Origin of the sequence: Kocuria sp. ZOR0020, from assembly GCF_000800955.1 — a bacterium.
In the GTDB taxonomy this organism is placed as follows: domain Bacteria; phylum Actinomycetota; class Actinomycetes; order Actinomycetales; family Micrococcaceae; genus Kocuria; species Kocuria subflava.
Window position 1 is genome coordinate 1 of record NZ_JROX01000155.1, and the last position, 1,317, is coordinate 1,317.

General features: G+C 69.0%; 2 protein-coding genes, 1 pseudogene and 1 other annotated feature. Of the genes and pseudogenes, 1 reads left to right on the forward strand and 2 read right to left on the reverse strand.

What is annotated here, in order from left to right; all coding sequences use genetic code 11:
• A partial coding sequence (locus tag L979_RS16750) for an IS3 family transposase (RefSeq protein ID WP_047691959.1) occupies window positions 1–343 on the reverse strand: 343 nt, incomplete at its 3' end.
• Window positions 275–382 (reverse strand) — a sequence feature (AL1L pseudoknot). (Overlaps the previous gene by 69 nt.)
• Entirely contained in the window at window positions 340–654 is a 315-nt protein-coding gene (locus L979_RS09415) for a transposase (protein WP_047691960.1), read from the reverse strand. (Overlaps the previous feature by 43 nt.) The genes L979_RS09415 and L979_RS16750, both read right to left, overlap by 4 nt.
• 198 nt (window positions 655–852) lie before the next feature.
• Between L979_RS09415 and L979_RS09420 the strand changes: the two are divergent.
• A pseudogene (locus L979_RS09420) lies at window positions 853–1,317 on the forward strand (response regulator transcription factor); the annotation flags it as partial.

A 1,317-nucleotide genomic window follows, 5' to 3' on the forward strand; every position in this document is an offset into this window, starting at 1 on the left:
CCTGGTGTGCGCGGCGGGTGGTCACGGGCTTGCGGCCCCGCCGCGCGCCGTGCAGCCCCGCCCGTTTCATCAGGCGGGCGACCTGATCGCGGCCGATGCTCCACCCGGCGTGGCGCATCGCGTGCCACATCTTCCGCACCCCGTAGACCGAGTAGTTCTCCGCGTGGATCCGCTGGAGCTCCTCCACCAGGATCTCGTCACGCACGGCTCGAGTCGAGGCAGGCCTGGTCTTAGAGGCCCGGTAGGCGCGGGAGGTGATGAACCCACAGTCTGTCGCAGCCAGCGTGCGGCAGATGGCCTCGACCGCGAAGCGATCGCGATGCTTGTCGATGAACGCGATCATCTCGTCGTGGGGCGGTCGAGTTCCGCGGCGAAAAAAGCTGAGGCGGCTTTGAGGATCTCGTTAGCGCGTCTGGCCTCGGCCAGTTCGCGTCGCAGGCGGCGGATCTCCTGCTCCGGGGTCTCACCTGCCGCGGCGGGTGCGATCTCGTGGCCGTGGCGGTTGCACCACATCCGCAGTGTCTCCTCGCCGACACCGACCTGCGGGCCGATCACCCGGATCGAGTGCGAGCGAGGCCCGCCCACAGCGGCCTGGCGCTCCAGGACCATCCTCACAGCACGCTCACGCAGCTCGGGACTGAACTTCTTGGGCATGTTCCGATTCTCCTTCAGTTGGATCGGAACCAAACCCAGGACGTTTCACCGCCTCGCAACCACATCACGAGGACCATCCACCATTCTCGACCGGCCGTAGAGGGGCTCTGCGCCGTTTTCCTTGAAGGTTTGGCGAAGATTGCCGCAGGAAGGGCCTCTGGGACGGATCGGCATACAGGTCGGGGACACACTGGAGGCATGAATTCTGGCTCCGATGCCGGCACCCGCCCGGAGCGGGTGCTGGTGGTCGACGATGAGAAACCCCTGGCGCAGATGGTCGCCACCTACCTGGCCCGCGCCGGCTACGCGGTGGACCTGGCGCACACCGGCCCCGACGCCCTGGAGGCCGCCGCGACCGGAGCCTGGACGTGGTGGTGCTGGACCTGGGTCTGCCGGGGCTGGACGGCATCGAGGTGTGCCGCAGGATCCGGGGCTTCTCCGAGTGCTACGTGCTGATGCTCACGGCCCGCGGGGACGAGGAGGACAAGCTGGCCGGGCTGGCGGCCGGGGCCGACGACTACATCACGAAGCCCTTCAGTGTTCGCGAGCTCGTCGCCCGGGTGGCCGCGGTGCTGCGCCGGCCCCGGACCACCGTGGCCCCGGTCGAGCCCGCCCGGGAGTTCGGGGAGCTGACCGTCGACCTCGCGGCCCACGAGGCACGGG